Genomic DNA, 19,061 nt, shown 5'->3' on the forward strand with positions numbered 1-19,061 from the left:
AACTTCTGTCAAGACCATATGCGCATCTTTAACTCTTGTTTTTCAAGGGTTCTGCGCTTCAACTTAAATCTAGACTAAATAAAACCGTATTTTTTCATGCGGTTGTAGAGTGTTTTGCGGCTGATATTCAAAACCCTGGCGGTCTCTGTCTTGCGAAAACCGTTTTGGGTGAGCGCTTCGAGAAGTTGCTGGCGCATGGCTTCTTGTGCGGTCGGCATAAGAGGCGGCGCGCTTTGATTTCCAAGGACTGCTCGCATGTCGTGGGCTTCAAAAATGGTTTTCGTTGAATGCTGAGACAAGGCGATCACAAGGGCCCGCAGTTCCGCATCATTCTCCGCCCAGTCGTGGGCTGACAAGACCCGGAAAGCGGCCGGACGGATTGTTGGCATGCGCCCCTCAAGACCGAGGGTATTGACCATAGCGTTGAAGATCAGCCGCATGTCCAGGTGCCGCTCGCGCAATGTCGGCATGCGCAAACGCAGCACAGTGCTGCCTAGCCGATCGAGCAAATCTCCACTGTCCGTTTCGGTTAAAAAAATAAGACGCGCGGTCAGAGGCCTGGTCTGATGTCCACCGACCAGTTGGACCCGCCCGGAGCGCAACGCAGACGCAAACTTGCCCTGGACCAGTCTTGGCATCAGCTGGCTGTTTTGCAGAACGACAATCTCTGCCCCTTCATTCAGAAGCCCTGTGACCTTGGTAAGGTCGCCGTGACGTCCGAATATTTCGTCATTTGCGCGATGGGATGAAACACTTTGTGAGAAATCGAATTGCGATACCCGGCGGCTGCGTCGAAGAGGATCGAGAATAATGTTAAGTGCGGATTGAAGATCGGAGCCGGGCGCGCCGTTTAGGACAACAGGAACAGAGCTTGCCCGCGCTCCCAATAACTCGGTGGCGAATTGGGTGAAAGCTGGAGATTGGCCGACCAAGCCATACCTAGCAGCATTGGCGCGCGCTTCTTGGGCCACCCTGCTTTTCGTTCCAGAGGCAGCAGCGGCGGATTGATATTCAGCGATCTGATTGGTCACTGAGTTTTGGACGGGAAAGCGGTCAATTGTCGAACCGCCGACATATCCGTCGATTTTGGCAAACTGGATTACGAAGTGCAGATCTTCTGCCGTCAAAATCGGACCGCCTTCAAGATAGACCTCCATGTTGGGATTGATCTTTCGGATGGTGTGAGTGACTTCACGTGCTTTTTGTGCGGCTTCCTCCAAACTGATATCCGCGACATGGCTTTTTCCGCCACCGACATTCCAGCCGTAATTAAAAACAATGGCATTGAGACCTGCCGCAGCCGCATCTCTGGCGTGTTCGCGCGTACCGCAATAAAACAACCCGCGACCACCAAGTTTCTGAACGGTTCGCAACAGCTGTATTTCTGAATGCACCCCATTCCCGCTGCGCTCAAGCAGACGTTTCATCCCTGGGGTATAGTGCATGACACTTGGAAAATTGACCGCACCGACAAAACCGAGCCGAAGGATATTGCGGGCCATGTCTTCAATATTGAGTGCCTGTGACCAGCTGTTTAATCCAACATAGACCGGCACGCGTGCATTGGGGAGGACTTCCCGTTCAGCAAACTGCAATGTGATGTCGTTGGCGTCATGGATAGGCAGCATGCACGCGATTGACGGTGCTCCCATGTTCCGTAGTCGGCCGGCATTGAGAGCGAGCAAGAAATCCGCGCCACCTTCTTCTGCAGCTCTGGCAACTATGCCGCTTCCCACTGCTGCGCCGATCTTAAAGCGGTGTGTCATTTGACCAACTGTACCTCCACTGGCCGGATGACACCGGCATCGATTCCTGCTGGCCAGGTCCGGGGGTGAACACTTTCAGCATCGGTTAGCAAGCCAAGGACGTAACCTTGATAGTCGGGTATGGCTTTCCTGACTTTGAGGATTTGTTCCTGACGCATCCCGACGGATGGAAAACCCGTTTCGAAATGATCCACTGGTGGCAGGACGAAGAGGGCGTCGACACCAGCCTCCGCTGCAACCACAGCTTCTTCGGGCCGTCCAATGCTGACAATTGATTTCGCTCGTGTGCCGCAAAGACTGATCAAAGTGTTCAGTTCATTGGCAAACCCGAGATTGACATCGCTGAGCTGCTGCACAAAAGCATCGTCATACTGAATGATGGCCGGGAGATTGCTCAGCCAAGAAACACTGTTCGCCGTCAATTGATGTGTCAACACTGTTTTGTTCAGAAATGGATTTGTCAAAAAGATCCCTGCAGCATCGCTTGCCCCCATTACGTCCGCAGGCGGCAAATGCGTTTCTGGTTTGCGGGTTGGCAAGAGTAAGGAGACTTCAACCGGTAGTGAGCTTGGGGCTTCCGGTGTGCCAGTGGTCAGAATGCTGCGGGGCAGCAACTGATTGGACGGCTCTTTCACGGCAATACGCCAACGAAGATAGTTTTCATTATGGATCATTGTTACCCATATTTACCCATTATCTGAGCAAAGACAAATTGCAATGACGAGAGGGCAGGTGTCACTCTAACCAAACAGAACGACCGTTTGGGAGGATGATCGTCTTGCAGTTTTGTATTCACCACCGCTTGTTTGCAGGCGCGTCATGACACTCTGGCGCGAACATCCCTGGCGTGTATCCTTCGCCATTTTGTCTGCTTGTGTACTGGTGTGGCTCGTGCTGGCAGTTTGGCCTGAGTGGGTCAAAGACGTCCTCGGGCATAAGAAAACCTTCGTCAATACACTTTTCAACGGGCTAACCCTCGCCGGACTTTATTTCCTCGTCGCCAGTGGATTTACGCTCATTTTCGGATTGATGCGGAACGTCAATCTCGCTCATGGGTCGATGTACTTGCTCGGAGGCTATCTCGGCTATGAGGTTGCTGAATATACCGGCAATTGGATTATGGGAGCCGTTGCGGCTTTCGCGGTATTGGCAGTACTCGGGGCGGTGTTGCAAGTCGCTGTGTTTCAGCGAATGCAGGGCGACGACCTACGCCAAACCCTTGTAACGATCGGCATCTCGATAATTGCTGCGGATTTAATGCTGGCGGCCTGGGGCGGGACCACTTATCAGTTTGCGCCGCCAGAAGCCCTCTTCGGGGCCGTAGAACTGCCGATTATTTCCACGATCCGCTCTTTCGGTCAGGAAGTCTATATCAAATACCCTTTTTACCGGCTGTTTGTTCTCATGGCTGCGATTGCCATCGGAATAGCGCTTTGGCTGTTTTTGAACCGGACCCGGACCGGAATGATGATCCGTGCTGGTGTAGATGACCGCAGCATGCTCGCGGCTACCGGGGTCAATGTTGATCTGGTGTTTGTCTTTGTTTTCGCCATAGGGGCAGGTCTCGCGGGGCTTGCCGGCGTCATCGGCGGCACAGCACTTTCGATCGCTCCCGGTGAGGACGTCCGGTATTTGCTGGCCTCGCTTGTCGTGGTCATCGTCGGCGGTATGGGTTCGATCACGGGTGCTGCAATCGGTGCCATGCTCATCGGCCTCGCCGAGCAATTTGGACTGGCCTATTTCCCGACCTATGGGGTCGTGCTGACCTTCATCATCATGATCGCTGTTCTTGCAATCCGGCCACAGGGGATCATGGGACGATGACACGCATTGGTCAAATTCCACCTGCCTGGCTTGGCCTTGCTGCTCTGTTGCTGCTGTTTCCTGTTCCGGCCAATGAGTTTTTCCTGGTGCAGATCGGCGGCTATAGCCTGGTCCTAGGTACGATTTCGTTGTCGCTGATGATCCTTGCCGGCTATGGAGGCATGGTTAGCCTTGCTCAACTGACCGCCGCAGGCCTTGCTGCCTACACCATCCCAATCCTTGGCAACAATACCCAGGATGTCATGGGGTTAGGGTTCGGCTGGTGGTTGACTATTCCCATTGCACTCATCGTCGGCGGTGTATTCAGCGCTCTGGTTGGGTTAATTGCTGTGCGCACCAGCGGGATCTATATGATCATGATCACGCTCGCGGTTGCCGTATCGGTGTTCTTTTTCACCAGGCAAAACTATGGCCTTTTCAACGGTTTTACAGGCTTTGCAGGAATTGGTGCGCCCGAGCTCTTCGGCATTGATATGCGCGCGCCGTTGCCATTTTATTATCTGTGCCTGACCGTCTCGGGCTCATTATTTTGCGCAACGGTTTATTTGTCCCGATCGCCTTTCGGCCTCAGCTTGCAAGCCGTTCGAGATAATCCCCGCAGGGTGGCAGCGCTCGGGTACTCGGTGGTTTTTGTACGGATTTATGCCTTTTTCCTGGCCGGAATTGTGGCTGCGGCTGGCGGCATACTGCTTGTGATTTTGAATGGCCGCATTTCACCGGGAACCATTGGCGTCGACGTTGCCATCGACATTCTGGTGATTGCGGTTGTCGGCGGCCTGCGCCATCCGCTCGGACCCTTCATTGGCGCACTTGCCTTTGTCCTTCTGGAAAGTTTCGCCATCGATCTGATCGACCGTGAGCGGTTCAACACCGTCATTGGCGCCGCATTTCTTGTGGTCGTCTTGTTCTCACCTGACGGAATTTTGGGGCTTTGGGAGAAGCTCAGGAAGCGAATAGGGGCCGAAACCGCGATGCCGCGGCGTGGAAGTTTAAGTTCAATTCAAAGGGAGGAAGTATCATGAGGAAGTCGAAGTTACTTATCAGCGCATCAATGGCCGTGTTCCTAAGTGCGGGCAGCGCCTGGGCCGCGGATTTAAAAATGGGGGCAGTTGCCGTTCTTGAAGGTGCGTTTGCTGTGCTTGGAGAAGACAGTATGCGCGGCGTCGAACTCGCCCTGAAGGAATTCAATTACTCCGCAGGCGGGAAGTCGATTGAGCTGATAACCGGATCAACAGACGCATCGCCGGACAGCGCTGTGCGGACAACGCGGAAAATTGTGGAACAAGATGGCGCAAAGATCGTTATCGGTCCATTGTCCGGATCGGAAGGACTGGCAATACGCGACTACGCCAAGACCCAGCCGAATGCAACGTTCATCAATGGGTCTTCGGGTGCTCAGGATACCACTCTTCGCGAAAGTGCTGAAAACTTCTTCCGTTTCAATACGGAAGGCGCACAGTGGATGGCTGGCCTCGGCGAGTACGTGTACAATACCAAGGGCTACCGGACGGTAGCTGTCCTCGCAGAAGACTATTCTTTCCCATACACTCAGGTGTTTGGTTTTCTTGAGCCATTTTGCGCCGCCGGGGGAAAGGCACCTCAAGAAGCGCGCTTTTTCGTGCCAATCGGCAACAAAGACTACAGCTCGGTTATTGCGGCTTTGCCGGACGATGTTGATGCGATTTTTGTGGCGCTCGGCGGTGCTGACGCCGTCAACTTCCTGACCCAATACGAACAGGCCGGTGGCGACCTGCCACTGATCGCTGGATCGATTACAGTGGATCAAACCGTGCTCGGTTCCAAAGGCCGAACCCGGGACTTCATCATCGGCACACCTTCTTCAGGTCCGATCTCAGACACTTGGGATGATCCGCGTTGGTCGGCATTCGTAAACACATACAAGGAAACTTACCCCAAAGGATTCCCGTCCCCATCATTGTTCGCCCACGCCTACTACATCAATACAAAGGCGGCATTGTTGGCGCTTGACGAAGTCGGCGGCGATTTATCCGATGGCGGCGTGAAATACCGGGAAGCCCTGTCAAATCTGTCGTTTGAAACGCCGACAGGCATGGTCAGGCTTGATGAGAGGCGCAATGCGATCGCCGATGTATTCCTAACCGAAGTTGTTGAAGGTCCAGACGGAAACCTCGTAAATGCGACATTGAGCATTACCCCGCAAGTTACGCAAACGCTGGGAGCTTCCTACGAGGACTTTTTGAAGCACGGCCCGGTCAGCCGCGAAAACCCGGCCTGCGAGTAAATCCGAGTATGGAACGCAGCGACGCTCTTTCCCGGCTACAGTCTTCAGGGCAATACGCTCTGGAGCTGGAGGCAGTCAGCCGCCATTTCGGTTCTTTGGTGGCTCTCGCGGATATCAATCTTGCAGTGCGAGCCGGAGAGCGCCGTGCCATCCTGGGCTCAAACGGGGCAGGGAAAACGACACTTTTCAATGCGGTGACCGGAGATTTTCCGGTCACTACCGGACGAATCCGGTTTTTTGGAGAAGATGTCACCAGTCTCCCCGCTCAAGAACGGATCCGGCGCGGTTTGCGCCGGACCTATCAGATCTCACTGTTGTTTGAAACCATGAGCGTGCGTGACAATCTCTTCGTCGCCTGCCGGGGCGTGGCGCCGAACAGGGCGTCCCTCAAACGCTCTGGTCCGTCAGACCCAGCCGGTGAGTCAGCACAGATCCTCGCAGAGGCGGTCCACTTGGCAGAAGTTCTCGACGCGCCAGTCGGCACACTCAGCTATGGCCAGCAGCGCCAGCTTGAGATCGGCATGGCACTCGCGGGTGCGCCACGGTTCATATTGTTCGACGAACCGGCTGCCGGGTTGTCTCCAACTGAGCGATCAGAGTTGGTTGAAATCCTAACCGCTCTACCTCCGCATATCGGTTACGTGATCATTGAACACGATATGGATGTGGCACTGAGGGTCACTGAAAGGGTTTCCATGATGCACAACGGCCGGGTCTTCAAGGAAGGAACGCCTGAGGAAATCGAAAGCGACCCGGAAGTGCAAGCGCTCTATCTGGGAGACAGTCATGGCTGATTCCGGTCCGGTCCTGTCTGTTCATGGGCTCAATGTCTATTACGGTTCTTCCCACGCGCTTCAAGGTGTTGATATTGCGCTTGATCAGGGGGTGCATGCCGTCCTTGGCCGCAACGGCATGGGAAAGACAACGCTGTGCAACGCAATCATGGGGCTTGTACCCGTTCAATCCGGGTCGATCCGCTTTGATGGCCGGGACATAACCGGTCTGGCGCCGAACCGAATTGCCTCAATGGGCATCGGATATACGCCGCAAGGACGGCGGCTCTGGCCATCCTTGAGCGTTGACGAACATCTCCGGCTCTGTGCAAAAGCAAAATCGGCCTGGTCTGTTGAGCGTATCTACGAAACGTTTCCAAGACTGGCGGAGCGGCGGAACAATGGCGGTGGACAGTTGTCCGGCGGCGAGCAGCAAATGCTGGCGATTGCCCGTGCTCTTTTGCCGGGGCCGCGTCTTCTGGTGATGGACGAGCCCACTGAAGGCCTCGCACCAGTGATTGTTGATCAGGTCGTCGAACTGCTTTGTCAGCTTGAAGCCGAGCGCGAAGTCTCCGTCCTTTTGATCGAACAGAACCTCGCCGTTGCAACGTCATGTGCCGAAGACGTTTCAATCATGGTCAACGGCCAAATCAAACACGTGCTTGGCACTGCGGAACTTGCAGCGGACCGGCAATTGCAGGAGCGCTTGTTAGGGGTAGGGCGGCATTCACATGATGGCGACAACGGCTCGTCCGAAACGTCGCAGATTACCCGGCAGCAAAGCCCTTCTCGCAAAACCCCCGCAGTTTCAAAAGCAAGCAACAGCGTGCCGGAAGCCCGTGCAGTCCCGCTTAACGATTACACACCTCCGCCACGATGGTCAGCTGACAGTTGGAAGGATCAAGAAGCTCCAGTGAAACATTCTCCAAATTCAAATGGCCAGATACCTGAAGCCGTAAAAACTGCCCCTAAACCAACATCTTTGGGGGACGTCATCATCGTTGCAGGCACGTTTGACACCAAGGCACCGGAACTAAATTTTCTGCGCGAACGCCTTCTCGCGCAACGCTTGCCGGTTCGCACCGTGGATCTGTCCACATCAGGAAAACCGTCTTCTGCCGACATTCCACCACATCATGTCGCTGCGTTTCATCCGCATGGTGCAGCAGGTGTATTCACCGGTGACCGGGGAACTGCTGTTGCTGCGATGGCCGACGCTTTCGAAGCCTGGGTTAAATCGGCACAGGGGATACGGGGGATGATTTCCGCAGCTGGTTCCGGCGGCACGTCTTTGGTGACACCGGCTATGCGCGCGATGGCTGTTGGTGTGCCCAAAATGATGATCTCTACCGTTGCTTCAGGCGATGTCGGGCAATACGTCGGTCCATCTGACATTATGATGATGTATTCGGTTACGGATGTTCAAGGCATAAACCGCATCTCGGCGCAGGTTCTAGCCAATGGGGCCAATGCCCTGGCCGGTGCAGTCAACTATGCGCGGTCCAGTCCCCTCGAAATTGAGAATTCCAAGCCGCCGATCGGCCTAACAATGTTCGGGGTAACCACTCAGTGCGTCCAGAGCATCGTTTCAGATCTGGAAGATTCTTACGAGTGCCTGGTGTTCCACGCGACCGGGACCGGTGGTCAGTCGATGGAAAAGCTCGCCGACAGCGGCATGCTGACAGGCGTACTTGATATTACGACGACCGAAGTCTGCGACATGATGATGGGCGGCGTGATGCCGGCGACCGAAGACAGGTTTGGCGCAGTCATCCGTTCCAGGATCCCTTACGTCGGCTCGGTCGGTGCACTCGACATGGTCAATTGGCATGCGCGGAGAACCGTACCTGACAAATACAGGGATCGTCTTTTCTACGAACACAATCCGCAAGTGACGCTCATGCGCACGACTGTGGAGGAAAATAGAAAGATGGGCCGCTGGATCGCAGAACGGCTCAATCAGATGACTGGCCCAGTCCGCTTTTTGCTGCCGCTCAAAGGTGTGTCCGCACTGGATGCTGCCGGGCAGCCCTTTGACGATGCATCCGCCCGTCAAGCTCTGTTTGATGCGATCCGGGGAACATTTGTTTCCGCATCGAACCGCAAACTCATTGAAATCGATAACAACATCAACGATCCGGAATTTAAAAGGGCCGCTGTGGCCGCCTTCGCCGAGATCGCAGAAGGGAGGACAGCGCCAAATGCCAAGATTTGAACGCGCCGAGTTACTGTCGAAATTCCAGAAGATGAAGGTGGACGGTATCCCGATCGTCGGGGGCGGCGCCGGGACGGGCCTATCAGCAAAATGTGAGGAAGCTGGCGGGATCGATCTGATCGTGATCTATAACTCCGGCCGTTATCGCATGGCAGGGCGGGGCTCTTTGTCAGGGTTGCTTGCCTATGGCAATGCGAATGAAATTGTCATGGAGATGGCGAGTGAAGTCTTGCCGGTTACCATGCATACGCCTGTGCTTGCCGGTGTCAACGGCACCGATCCCTTTTGCAACTTTGACACCTATCTGGACGATGTGAAACGCGTCGGCTTCTCCGGCATTCAGAACTTTCCAACCGTTGGTCTTATTGACGGTACCTTCCGGGCCAACCTTGAAGAGACCGGCATGTCATATGCCAATGAGGTCGATCTCATCTCCCGGGCCAGATCCAAGCAATTGTTGACGACACCATATGTGTTTTCAGCGAAGGACGCCGACGCCATGGCCCGCGCGGGTGCGGACCTAATCGTCTGCCATCTAGGTTTAACGACCGGCGGGGCCATTGGTGCTGAGACAGCGCTGAAACTTTCGGATTGTCCGGCCATGGTGGATGAATGGGCGGACGCCGCTCTTTCGGTAAATCCCGACGTCATTATCCTTGTTCATGGCGGCCCGGTCGCCATGCCAGAGGATGCGGAGTTTATTCTCAATAATACCATGAATTGCCACGGTTTTTACGGTGCTTCGTCCATGGAACGCCTGCCAGCCGAAGTGGCACTGACCGAACAAACGCGTGCTTTCAAGGCGATCCGCGCCACTGCTTGAGGAAATCAGTTATGCCCAGCACAGCTTTAACTCTGCTCATAGGCCTGTTCGTCGGGATCGTTGTAATCGTATGCCTTTTGAATTGGTTTTACCTGCGCGGCGTCTCCGGCCGCGCATATGTGCGCACCGGATTTGGTGGCCGGAAGGTGATGATTGATTCCGGAATGTTGGTTCTTCCAATCCTGCACCAGGTCACTCCCGTCAGCCTTGGCCTGTCAAAAATGGCGCTCAAGTCTGAAAGAGAGGAGGGGCTTATTACATCTGACCGTATGCGTGTTGATGTCGACGCCGAGTTTTTTGTTCAGGTCGCTGCCACGCCCGAAGCAGCCGCATTGGCGGCGGCGTCACTGGGGGATCTGACCAACCAACCGGACTTGCTCGCAGCCTTTTATGAAAGCGAATTTCTGGGTGCATTGCGCTCTGTTGCAGCCGAACACACTTTGAATGGTTTGCATGAAAATCGCGCTGGTTTTATCGACGCTGTTCAGGCGCGCATTGCGCCCGTTCTTGCAAATAACGGACTGGAGCTGTCCAGCATCGCGATCAGAAACCTCGACCAGACAGCCTTGGAGCATTTCAATCCAGCCAACAGTTTCGACGCTGAAGGTTTGACCCAGCTGATCGGCACCGTGGAGGAACGCCGGCAGCTACGCAACTCTATTGAACAGAAATCGGCTGTTGCTATTCGCGAGGCCAATCTGGCGGCAGAAAAAGAAACGCTGACCCTCGAACGAGAAAGCCAACTTGCCCGCCTGGAACAGGAACGCGACGTTGAAAAACGCCGTGCGGAGCAGGGTGCCGAAATAGCCCGCGAACAAGCGGAAAGGTCCGCAGAAGCCGAAGCGGCCCGCATCACCGGCACCCAGGCTACAAATCAGCATGAGATCGCTGCCAAGGAAGAAGTAGAACGGAGCCGTCTGGCTTCAGAACGCGCACTGGATGAAAGCCGAATCCTCCGCGAACAGGAGCGGCGGCGGCTTGAGATCGAGCGGGAGCGGTTCATAGAATTGACGAAAATCGAGAAGGCGATTGCTGTCCTTTCGAAATCCGTCGAGGAAGCTGGCGTTCGCATAGAAGCGGAAGCGCAGCTCACGGCGGCGGCAAAGGCAGACGAGAATGTTGCAATGGCACAAGACCTTTGTGCCGCTGAACGGAGCGCTGCTGTTTCGCGGATTGAGGCCGACCGTGATGCCAATGCGGAACAGGTTCTTTCAGCTGCGCACGCAGAGGCCGAGCGCCTGCGCAACGAAGCTGAGAATATTCTCACACAAGACGCCCGCGCCGGCCGGTTGCGGAGCCAGTTAATCGCCAAACTTGAAACGGTGATCGCCGAAACCGTCAAGCCCATTGAAAAGATCGACGGCATCAAATTGGTGCACATGAGCGGCGGTGAAGGCGGTGGCGGCCGCACGCCAACGGATGAAGTCATCGACAGTGCTCTGCGGTACCGTGTTCAGGCGCCAATGATTGATGAACTGATGAAGGAAATCGGTGTCGATGGCGCCAATGTTTCCAAAATGGGGGATGTTTTCCGCTCAGCAAAAGATGCTCAGAGCCTGGCCAAGGGCATCGGTGGAAATGGCAATGTGAACGGCGCTGAAAAACAACAGCAAAAGGGTCATGACAATGGTTGAAGTGTTTGTTTCATCGGTTATTCCGGCTGACGTGGATCGGGTCTGGGAAGCTGTCCGCGACTTCAACGCCATGCCGATTTGGCATCCGTTGATTGCCGACAGCCGGATTGAGACCGGCGCACCGTCCGACCAGATCGGTTGTGTCCGCAATTTCACATTGACTGATGGCAGCCGTATTCGTGAAAAACTGCTCGCTCAATCGGACCTTGAGCACAGTTTCACGTACTCCATCGTGGAGGCAGATATTCCATTGCAAAATTATGTCGCTGGAATGTCTCTCTTTCCGGTCACCGATGGCGGCGTAACCTATGCCACATGGACGGCCAAATTTACATGCCCAGAAGGTCAAGAAGACGAACTACATAAGATGGTTTCCAACGATGTGTTTCAAGCCGGTTTTGACACATTGAAACAAAGATTTAGCTGACTTTCTATTGGGAAACGAAATGCGCCTGACGCTCATTTAGAAAACTGGTCGCAACTAATAGCCGGTCTTCAGAATGGGTGCAGGTTCGGCGATCATGCGTCTTTGATGGGGAATCCGAAAAATCTGGCCTGCGTCTTCAGGATGCGCCGGTCGCGTTTTGGGACACAACAAAATATGACTTCTTAGCTGCCTGAAACCCGCCGGTGCGGTTAATCAATCAATCTAAGGAGTCACTATGCCGGCGGCTTCTTATTATCGGCGGTAACCTGACTCATAATCGATGCGCCATTGTGAATGCATAAGGGGGTACCGGGGGCGGGTATTGTCCAATCCTTATGAGGTGACGGAATTATAGGTATGGGGCGTACTGCCATTCAAAATGAGGAGAGTGCCTTATGGGCTTGCCTATCTGGCCGATTCGCATAATCAATATTATGGAACATTTTTTATTCGGTAAAACCACGGCGTTTTCTGCTGTTTGGATGATTTTCGTATCAAGCCGCTTCACTTTGCCCAGCTGACAAACCGAACTCAGGTCTCGTTGGTCAACTCATCAACATCACCGTCGATTACACGCCGTGCGGTCTCATAATCAAATCCAGCCCGGCACATGGCTGCGAGATCTTTTGTTCGGCGGTCCGCGCGTTTGGCCGGGTCTGCGAACGGTCCGAAGCGCCGGCGTTTGGCGTATCGAGCTGCGGCGTCCAATTCATCGGATGTGTCTTCCGCCAGAACCGTCTCCAAGATCTGCGGCGGAACGCCTTTGGCTCTGAGCTGCGCTTCGATCTTCTTTTTGGATTGACCTCTACGGCGCAGGCTTGCGAATTTCATTTCGGCGAAACCCAGGTCATTGACCATGCCGGTGCGCACGCATTTCTCAACGATGGTGTCGAGCATCTCTGCGAAATCGCCAGGATCCAAGTCTAGAGCCTGACAAGCCCGGTAAACCTTACGGTCCAGAACTTTTCGCAAATTGGCTTCGGTGGACGCAAATCGTTCCAGATAATGAACTGCGGCTCTGAGTAAGCGCTCTTCAGTTGGTTTTTTGTAATGCCGTTCAGCCGGCATGAATGGCCGTTTCCTTGGCGGTTTTGTCTTGCTCAGCGTTTATGGAAATCTGAAGGCCATCATAGGCAGGTTCAATGCCCGCCGGCAGTTCTTCTGATAAGGCCTTATAATCTAAGTCATTGTGCAGATTTGTAAAAATCGCTTTCTTCGGTGCTAATTCCGCAGTCCATTCCAGCGCATCATCGAGATTAAAATGGCTCGGATGGGGTCTGCGCCGCAAACAATCCAGAATGAGAAGATCTAGGCCTTGCAAAGCTTTGAAGCTGGCAGAGGAAATGTCAGAAACATCCGGTACATAGGCCGCATCGCCAATCCGGAATCCCAAAGCCGGGATTTCCCCGTGAACCACTTCGATCGGCAAAAACTCAATCGGTCCACCCGGGCCGTCGATCGCAACCTTTTCCCCGGCCGTCATGACATGCCGGTCCAGGATTGGCGGATAACTTGAGCCTGGCGGTGTTTCGAAACAATAGCCGAATGCAGCCATGGCCTTCTCAAACGTCGGCGCATCCATATAAACGGGAATGCGGCGCCGGTCGCGCACCATGAAGGCCCGAAGGTCGTCAATGCCGTGCAGATGGTCCGCATGGGCGTGGGTATAGAGCACCGCATCCATCCGCTGGACATCGGCTGTGAGCAACTGGTCGCGCAGATCGGGGCCAGTGTCTATCAACACTGTTGTGCACCCGTTATCCCCAAACTTTTCCACAAGCAGTGCACAGCGCCGGCGCCGGTTTTTCGGCTCGTTCGGGTCGCACAGTCCCCAGTCATTACCAATGCGTGGAACGCCGCCTGAGGACGCACAGCCCAAAATCGTCAATCGAACTGTCATGCTGCCCCAGCCTCCTTGAGACTGGTGGTTTGCGGCTTGGGTACTTTCTTGAAAAGACGGAAGAAATTGGCCGTCGTCTGGCGGGCAATTTCCTCTTTGGAAACACCTCTTGTCTCGGCCAGAACCTCTGCCGTCATCGCGGTGTAGGCCGGCTCATTGCGTTTGCCACGGCGCGGCTGCGGCGCCAAATAGGGCGCATCTGTTTCCACAAGCAACCGGTCGGCAGGCAATTCACGGGCGATTTCACGCAACTCTTCCGACTTCTTGAAGGTCAAGATTCCTGAAAACGAGACATAGAGCCCGAGTTCAATCCCAGTCATCGCGAGATCCCGGCCGGAGGAAAAACAATGGAGCAGGGCCGGGAATGCCCCCTTCCCCATTTCTTCCCGCAATATGGTGGCCATATCCACATCGGCATCGCGCGAATGGATCACCAGCGGCAGGCCGGTTTGACGTGCGGCTTCAATGTGAATGCGCAAGCCTTCCGTCTGAGCGTCCCTCGGCGCCTTGTCGTAAAAATAGTCGAGACCGGCTTCGCCAATGGCGACAACTTTCGGATGACCAGACAGCCGGACAATTTCATCAACCGGAATGCCGCGTTCAGTGCCTGCATTGTGCGGATGGGTGCCGACCGAACAATAAACTTCCGGATACGTCTCAGCGATGGCACGGATCTGATCGAATTTTCGGATATGGGTGCAAATGGTCACCATCATCTCGACCCCGGCTTCTTTGGCCCGGGCAATGAGATCATCGCGTTCGCCGTCAAAATCGGGAAAATCGAGATGGCAATGGCTGTCTACTAACATGAAGGTCGATCTGATCTTTGGTTGGTTATTCAGTCAAGCGTACATAAGGCTTAGTGCCGCTTCTGGCCAGCAGGTCACGGCATATTATCCTTGTTGAAGCTTCCTTAGGTTTAAGAAGAAGTCGAGAACGACCTGTTTTCGATCCAGGTTGAGCGCGTCGCTATCGGAGATGGCTTTTTGGGTTTTCTCCCACAAGGATACATAGCGGTAGGCGATCCCAGTTCCAGCGGTAAGCGAGCGGCGCATCTGACCGTGCAGCCAGTTTTCGGCAACATGCTGGAAACTCTCCCAGTTATCGGATTGCCCGCGCGCTGCGACAAGATCCGACAGGGTATGCAGCGCTTTCAGATCCATTTGGGACGCATTTTCTGCAAGCTTGCGCGTGCCCTGCGCGATCGCAAGGCCATCTCCGGCCAGAAGCGTCAACGCGGCGCGTAAACTCCCGTCCGCTGTTTCTGAGATTTCGTTTAATCCTGCAGCATCCGGTAGGCCGGCAGGAGACAGTTCCCGCAATCCGTTTGCGATGTCGGTTGCGGACAGCGGCACCATGTCCAGGCGCCGGCAGCGGGAGCGGATCGTTGGCAAAAGCCGGCCTGGAGCATGGCTTAGAACCAGGAACAAACACCGTTCAGGTGGTTCTTCAAGTATTTTCAATAAGGCATTGGCAGAACTGGAATTCATGTCATCTGCAGCATCAACAATACAGACACGCCAAGCCCGGGCGGACGCCGTTGTTCCGAAGAAATTGACCGTCCGGCGCACCTCATCCACAGGGAGATCCGCCTTGAAGCGTTTTCCCTTGTCATCCCATGGGCGGCGCAGGTGTAAGATGTTGGGATGTCCCCCGGCCGCGATCTGCCGGGCGACAGGGTGATCTTCGGGAATACTGAGATCCGTTGCCATCGCCGTTTGGCTGCCGAACCGGTCTGGATGGGCAAGGACAAATTTGGCAAACCGGAAGGCAAGTGTTGCCTTGCCGATGCCTTTTGGACCGCCAAGGATCCAGGCGTGATGCAAGCGCTCAGACCGATAGGCATCTAGCAAAGCTTGTTCAGTCTGGCCGTGACCAATCAACCGGCTGCGTTCGTGCGGCAAGGGAATGCCGGGCAGCGCATCAACTTCAGGCGTCTCAACGGGTTCTGCCTTGCGCGCCACGCCTACGCCTCCTCAGAAACTTTTGTTGTGCCGTTGGCGGGGTTCAATACGTGTTCGAACGCAGCCTCAACAGCCTCCCGGATGGCAGTTTCCACTGCTCCCAAATCCTTTGCACCATCAATCACCGCAAACCTGTGGGATTCTTCTTCCGCCAATTCCAGAAACCGTTGCCGCCGCCGTTCATGCACCTGCATTGCTTCGCCTTCAAACCGGTCAGGTCCGCCGCTCGCATCCGTCTTTGAACGCTCTTGGACCCGGGCCATGCCTATTTCTGCTGGAACATCGATCAGGAGCGTGAGTTCCGGCCGGATGCCGGCGACAGCAGCCGTTTCCAGGAGCTTTAGGTATTCGAGATCGACACCGCCCTCACCTTGATAGACACGTGTAGAATCGGCATAGCGGTCGCAAAGCACCCAATCCCCGCGCTCCAAAGCGGGTTTGATCAGCGTGTCGACGTGATCTGCACGGGCAGCGGCAAACAACATGGCTTCCCCGCGCGGCCCAAGGTCCTTGGCTTCTCCGGATAAAAGCATGTTCCGGATTTTTTCAGCACCCGGCGATCCACCCGGCTCACGGGTCACAACGACTGTTTTTCCTTTGTTTTCCAAGAAAGTTTTCAGCCGCGCGATCTGGGTTGATTTGCCGGCCCCCTCGCCGCCTTCAAAGCTGATGAAATGTCCTTGCACCTGGATCCGGTTCCTGTTGGTCGTAAAGCGCTTATGGTCGTCTGCCTGGACGCTGAAAATATTGTAAAGAGCAGATAGACCGAAACCGCTATCCAATCCAGCCAAATAGCAATTCTTGCACGCTGTCGAGTGCTTTGCCGACCAATCCGCCTTCGGGCACGGCGTTTCCGGTTTTTAAGGGGGCGCGATGGACGATCCCGTCCTTGCCGACAACGCGCAGTTCGCCGACCGTGACACCTTCTTTAACCGGAGCAACCAAAGGCCCCTGATACACAACCCGCAGCCGGTATTCTAGGGCGCCATCGCGCGGTAGAAACACATCGATGTTTTCGGCAGCGACAAGGGGAACAGACCCGCTGGTGCCGCCATATACACGGCCATCTATCACTGTCTCTCCGGCGGCAAACACTGTTTGGACCGCATAAAACTCCCAGGCGCCTTCAAAGATTTCCTTCAATGTCGCCAACCGGTGTTTGTCTGATTTTAAACCGGCGACAGAGGCGATGATCCGGCGGCCGTTCCGGTCGATCGAGCCCAATCCGGAAAACCCATCGGTTGAATGCCGGCCACCGCCAAGGCCATCGAGATTTCGGATTTCTCCGAGAAGCGGGTTTTTGTTGCGCTGGAAAATCTTGTTCCAGGTGAACTCCGGAATTGCGAACATTTTGTAGAGCTCTGCGTGCTCTTCGATCACATATTCAGCGAGCCAGGCCTGGTCCCGCACGGTCGTGGTGTTGACCGCTTCTTCATACCCGGTTGGATTGCCAAACTGGCTGCTTACCATACCAATGTCTGCAGCCAGTTTGTTCATCCGATCGGCAAAGGCTTCCTCTGACCCATCCAGGCATTCGGCGAGGATAATGGCAGCGTCATTGCCGTTGTGGACCAGAAGGCCTTTTAAGAGATCTTCGACGGCGATTTCAGATTTGATCGCGGCAAACATGGTTGCGCCCCGTCCGGATGGCGCTCCGCCGGTCCGCCAGGCGTGTTCGCTCACTCTGCACAGTTGATCCAAGGTCATATCGCCATCGGAAAGCGCCTTGAAAACTGTCGCTGCCGTCATGACCTTGACCAGCGCACCCGGAGAAAACGGTAGATCGGCATCTTTGGCGAATAAAACCGTGCCGGAGCCCGGCTCATAAAGAAATGCTTTCGGCGCTTTTGTTGTCAGTTCTTCAGCGTGGGCGCCTGTGCTCCAAATTGCGCCCATGAGACCGGCACTTACCGCCCCAGCAATGGCTGCAGTGCGCTGTGAGACTTGCCAAATTTTGAAAGATGACCAGAAGGGCATACCTGATTGCCGTACCTTTGCCGGGTTGCTGAAGTGCGGCAACCCGGTTCAGATTTTCAGCAGAGGCCTGCCTCAGTCTTCAGCCGTACGCCGCGCAAGTGCTGATAACGATAGGCCAGAATCAACCGTATAAGCCAGCACCGCATGAGCATCCGACACACGTTTGTTGGCTGTATAAGAAGAAATTGCGCTGCCCGGCGTGAGTGTTGTGGCTGCAGGAGCCGGAAGAGTTCCAAGAATGCCCGGTTGCGGCGCTGTCACAGGAGGTGTCGGTTCGAAGCGATTATTGGCGGCCAGCTGAACTGTGCGGCTGCCAGCTTCAAACACAATGGCTGGATCGACGGTGGCCGCAAACGTAGACCCCTGCCCGCCAAGCGCTGCAAGCGATCCGGTCGGACGGTAGGGGCGCGGTGCCGGTGCTGATGTCGGGCCGACAACCAGCCGCGGCGCGTTTTGGGCAATCAAAGTTCCTGGACGGCTGGTTCCAGGCTGAACGGCCCCTGGTCCGGTGTAGGACGCCATCAAATACTGTTCGTCCTGGCCATGGAGCGGCGCCCGGCCGACATATTCGACTTTAACCTTGCCAACACCCTTACTCTTGGTGTCGAGCATTGTCGCCACACGTTCCGACAGGTCAATGATCCGGTTGCCATGGAACGGCCCGCGGTCGTTGACCCGTACGATCATGGACCGGCCATTTGCAAGGTTTGTCACCCGGGCATAGGACGGCAGCGGCATGGTTGTGTGGGCTGCAGTCAGCGCGTAGCGGTCAAAGATCTCGCCATTGGCTGTCTTGCGGCCATGGAAGGTCGGCCCATACCAGGAAGCAAGACCAGACTTTTTATAGTTCGGATCGTTTTTCGGATAATACCACTTGCCGGCAATCTTGTATTTTTTACCAACGACGTAGCGTCCGCCGCCCTTCGGAACAGGTTTCCCGGCAGCGACCATTTTAGGGCTGCCTTTAACACCATATTTTTTCGGGCTGAATTTGGCTTTTTCCTGGGGTGCAGATCCGCAGGCCGCGACAAGGCCGGCTGCAGCTGCAACAAGCAGTGCGGAGCGCACCTGTCGATACACCAAGCGCACACGGTTTGTTTTGGACCTATCTATGCCAGTGTCATCGATAGACGTTCCCGCGACGCGGAAAGTCTGTCCGCCGATCCCTTGCATCCTGCCATCCTACTCGTTACGCGCTGGCAGCCCCACAGCTCACGCGATTTTACATCCGGGTCTTACTGATCACCGGTTTTAAGACTGTGTCCGGCTCGTTTGCCGGTTCGTTTGCAGATGCATGCCCCCGCATTGCATCCCACACCACCGCCCATTTAAACAAAATCGTCTTACTTCAAAGTAAACCCGCCGTCGACACAACAATCCGCTCCAAGAACGCGCGGGCACCGCTTTCCACCGGAAATTGATTTTTTGGGTTTCAAGGAATGAGTTGTAACTCTCTGAAAATCCGTCCAGTTTTCGGTCAGTCGACTGCAAAATG

17 protein-coding genes are annotated in these 19,061 nt (G+C 55.0%); 8 read left to right on the forward strand and 9 right to left on the reverse strand.

What is annotated here, in order from left to right:
- Positions 1-74: 74 nt before the first annotated feature.
- Both FJ695_RS17910 and FJ695_RS17915 read right to left on the reverse strand, forming a co-directional pair.
- A complete protein-coding gene (locus FJ695_RS17910; protein ID WP_141186715.1) occupies positions 75-1,766 on the reverse strand; it encodes a phosphoenolpyruvate hydrolase family protein in 1,692 nt (563 codons plus the stop codon).
- Positions 1,763-2,440, reverse strand: a complete 678-nt coding sequence (locus FJ695_RS17915) for a phosphoenolpyruvate hydrolase family protein (protein ID WP_141186716.1) — start codon at positions 2,438-2,440, stop codon at positions 1,763-1,765. The genes FJ695_RS17910 and FJ695_RS17915 overlap by 4 nt, the downstream gene beginning before the upstream one ends.
- Positions 2,441-2,585: 145 nt before the next feature.
- Here FJ695_RS17915 and FJ695_RS17920 point away from each other — a divergent pair, with 145 nt between their 5' ends.
- From FJ695_RS17920 to FJ695_RS17955, 8 genes are read left to right on the forward strand one after another with little or no spacing between them, the layout of a single operon-like run.
- Positions 2,586-3,590: a branched-chain amino acid ABC transporter permease gene (locus tag FJ695_RS17920; RefSeq protein WP_141186717.1), complete on the forward strand. Its 1,005-nt coding sequence runs from the start codon at positions 2,586-2,588 to the stop codon at positions 3,588-3,590.
- A complete protein-coding gene (locus tag FJ695_RS17925; RefSeq protein ID WP_141186718.1) occupies positions 3,587-4,612 on the forward strand; it encodes a branched-chain amino acid ABC transporter permease in 1,026 nt (341 codons plus the stop codon). Before FJ695_RS17920 ends, FJ695_RS17925 begins: the two co-directional genes overlap by 4 nt.
- Positions 4,609-5,853 (forward strand): ABC transporter substrate-binding protein, encoded by a 1,245-nt coding sequence (locus FJ695_RS17930; protein ID WP_141186719.1) that lies wholly within the window; start codon positions 4,609-4,611, stop codon positions 5,851-5,853. Before FJ695_RS17925 ends, FJ695_RS17930 begins: the two co-directional genes overlap by 4 nt.
- An 8-nt stretch (positions 5,854-5,861) precedes the next feature.
- Entirely contained in the window at positions 5,862-6,647 is a 786-nt protein-coding gene (locus FJ695_RS17935) for an ABC transporter ATP-binding protein (protein WP_141186720.1), read from the forward strand.
- Positions 6,640-8,841, forward strand: a complete 2,202-nt coding sequence (locus FJ695_RS17940) for an ABC transporter permease (protein ID WP_141186721.1) — start codon at positions 6,640-6,642, stop codon at positions 8,839-8,841. The genes FJ695_RS17935 and FJ695_RS17940 overlap by 8 nt, the downstream gene beginning before the upstream one ends.
- Entirely contained in the window at positions 8,828-9,664 is an 837-nt protein-coding gene (locus FJ695_RS17945; RefSeq protein WP_141186722.1) for a phosphoenolpyruvate hydrolase family protein, read from the forward strand. Before FJ695_RS17940 ends, FJ695_RS17945 begins: the two co-directional genes overlap by 14 nt.
- 11 nt (positions 9,665-9,675) lie before the next feature.
- Complete coding sequence (locus FJ695_RS17950) at positions 9,676-11,298, forward strand: flotillin family protein (protein WP_141186723.1); 1,623 nt, start codon at positions 9,676-9,678, stop codon at positions 11,296-11,298.
- Positions 11,291-11,725, forward strand: coding sequence for an SRPBCC family protein (locus FJ695_RS17955; RefSeq protein ID WP_141188794.1), 435 nt, complete (start codon positions 11,291-11,293; stop codon positions 11,723-11,725). The genes FJ695_RS17950 and FJ695_RS17955 overlap by 8 nt, the downstream gene beginning before the upstream one ends.
- Positions 11,726-12,256: 531 nt before the next feature.
- Here the strand turns inward: FJ695_RS17955 and FJ695_RS17960 are convergent.
- The 7 genes from FJ695_RS17960 to FJ695_RS17990 form a co-directional block, all read right to left on the reverse strand.
- Positions 12,257-12,793 (reverse strand): regulatory protein RecX, encoded by a 537-nt coding sequence (locus FJ695_RS17960; RefSeq protein ID WP_141186724.1) that lies wholly within the window; start codon positions 12,791-12,793, stop codon positions 12,257-12,259.
- Positions 12,783-13,625 (reverse strand): MBL fold metallo-hydrolase, encoded by an 843-nt coding sequence (locus FJ695_RS17965; protein ID WP_141186725.1) that lies wholly within the window; start codon positions 13,623-13,625, stop codon positions 12,783-12,785. The genes FJ695_RS17960 and FJ695_RS17965 overlap by 11 nt, the downstream gene beginning before the upstream one ends.
- Positions 13,622-14,434 (reverse strand): TatD family hydrolase, encoded by an 813-nt coding sequence (locus FJ695_RS17970; protein WP_141186726.1) that lies wholly within the window; start codon positions 14,432-14,434, stop codon positions 13,622-13,624. The genes FJ695_RS17965 and FJ695_RS17970 overlap by 4 nt, the downstream gene beginning before the upstream one ends.
- An 84-nt stretch (positions 14,435-14,518) precedes the next feature.
- Positions 14,519-15,589 carry a DNA polymerase III subunit delta' gene (locus tag FJ695_RS17975; protein WP_141186727.1) on the reverse strand — a complete coding sequence of 357 codons (1,071 nt, stop codon included), beginning with the start codon at positions 15,587-15,589 and terminating at the stop codon, positions 14,519-14,521.
- A gap of 2 nt (positions 15,590-15,591) precedes the next feature.
- Positions 15,592-16,275: a dTMP kinase gene (tmk, locus tag FJ695_RS17980; protein WP_141188795.1), complete on the reverse strand. Its 684-nt coding sequence runs from the start codon at positions 16,273-16,275 to the stop codon at positions 15,592-15,594.
- Between the two features lie 88 nt (positions 16,276-16,363).
- Positions 16,364-17,485: a D-alanyl-D-alanine carboxypeptidase family protein gene (locus tag FJ695_RS17985; RefSeq protein ID WP_141186728.1), complete on the reverse strand. Its 1,122-nt coding sequence runs from the start codon at positions 17,483-17,485 to the stop codon at positions 16,364-16,366.
- A 153-nt stretch (positions 17,486-17,638) separates the two neighbouring features.
- Positions 17,639-18,739 (reverse strand): septal ring lytic transglycosylase RlpA family protein, encoded by a 1,101-nt coding sequence (locus tag FJ695_RS17990; protein ID WP_141186729.1) that lies wholly within the window; start codon positions 18,737-18,739, stop codon positions 17,639-17,641.
- Positions 18,740-19,061 lie beyond the last annotated feature (322 nt).

Origin of the sequence: Labrenzia sp. PHM005 (assembly GCF_006517275.1) — a bacterium.
Classification (GTDB): Bacteria; Pseudomonadota; Alphaproteobacteria; order Rhizobiales; family Stappiaceae; genus Roseibium.

Bases quoted from the DNA above. Each gene is read 5' to 3' on its own strand.
- FJ695_RS17910 (WP_141186715.1), bottom strand. From the start codon at position 1,766: ATGACACACCGCTTTAAGATCGGCGCAGCAGTGGGAAGCGGCATAGTT.
- FJ695_RS17915 (WP_141186716.1), bottom strand. From the start codon at position 2,440: ATGATCCATAATGAAAACTATCTTCGTTGGCGTATTGCCGTGAAAGAG.
- FJ695_RS17920 (WP_141186717.1), top strand. From the start codon at position 2,586: ATGACACTCTGGCGCGAACATCCCTGGCGTGTATCCTTCGCCATTTTG.
- FJ695_RS17925 (WP_141186718.1), top strand. From the start codon at position 3,587: ATGACACGCATTGGTCAAATTCCACCTGCCTGGCTTGGCCTTGCTGCT.
- FJ695_RS17930 (WP_141186719.1), top strand. From the start codon at position 4,609: ATGAGGAAGTCGAAGTTACTTATCAGCGCATCAATGGCCGTGTTCCTA.
- FJ695_RS17935 (WP_141186720.1), top strand. From the start codon at position 5,862: ATGGAACGCAGCGACGCTCTTTCCCGGCTACAGTCTTCAGGGCAATAC.
- FJ695_RS17940 (WP_141186721.1), top strand. From the start codon at position 6,640: ATGGCTGATTCCGGTCCGGTCCTGTCTGTTCATGGGCTCAATGTCTAT.
- FJ695_RS17945 (WP_141186722.1), top strand. From the start codon at position 8,828: ATGCCAAGATTTGAACGCGCCGAGTTACTGTCGAAATTCCAGAAGATG.
- FJ695_RS17950 (WP_141186723.1), top strand. From the start codon at position 9,676: ATGCCCAGCACAGCTTTAACTCTGCTCATAGGCCTGTTCGTCGGGATC.
- FJ695_RS17955 (WP_141188794.1), top strand. From the start codon at position 11,291: ATGGTTGAAGTGTTTGTTTCATCGGTTATTCCGGCTGACGTGGATCGG.
- FJ695_RS17960 (WP_141186724.1), bottom strand. From the start codon at position 12,793: ATGCCGGCTGAACGGCATTACAAAAAACCAACTGAAGAGCGCTTACTC.
- FJ695_RS17965 (WP_141186725.1), bottom strand. From the start codon at position 13,625: ATGACAGTTCGATTGACGATTTTGGGCTGTGCGTCCTCAGGCGGCGTT.
- FJ695_RS17970 (WP_141186726.1), bottom strand. From the start codon at position 14,434: ATGTTAGTAGACAGCCATTGCCATCTCGATTTTCCCGATTTTGACGGC.
- FJ695_RS17985 (WP_141186728.1), bottom strand. From the start codon at position 17,485: ATGGGCGCAATTTGGAGCACAGGCGCCCACGCTGAAGAACTGACAACA.
- FJ695_RS17990 (WP_141186729.1), bottom strand. From the start codon at position 18,739: ATGCAAGGGATCGGCGGACAGACTTTCCGCGTCGCGGGAACGTCTATC.